Origin of the sequence: Sulfitobacter sp. HI0129 (assembly GCF_001635395.1) — a bacterium.
Lineage (GTDB): Bacteria > Pseudomonadota > Alphaproteobacteria > Rhodobacterales > Rhodobacteraceae > Sulfitobacter.
In genome coordinates this window covers 1-238 of record NZ_LWGH01000095.1, presented here as the reverse complement: position 1 = coordinate 238, position 238 = coordinate 1, and the positions used below count along the sequence as shown (strand labels likewise).

Here is a 238-nt window from a genome sequence, read left to right as displayed (position 1 = left end):
GCCGGTGTGTCCGTGGATATGCTCAGAGGCGGCGACCGGACCAAGCGGGCCTGCAGGCATCGCCATGAGGTGATGCTGAGACTGAAGGAGGAGACCGACCTTTCGTTGCCCGCTATCGGGCGGCTGCTCGGTGGCCGGGACCACACCACGATCATGAACGGGATCGAGCGGGCCAAGGCCAAGCGGGAGGCCGCGCAATGATCGGCATCACCCCACAATCCCTGACCCACCAGATGCG

At 65.5% G+C, this 238-nt stretch carries 1 protein-coding gene; it reads left to right on the top strand.

Annotated features, from left to right (window positions below; genetic code table 11):
- The coding region (locus A3764_RS00930) for a helix-turn-helix domain-containing protein (RefSeq protein WP_330220502.1) at positions 1–201 on the top strand (201 nt) is incomplete at its 5' end.
- Between the last annotated feature and the right edge of the window lie 37 nt (positions 202–238).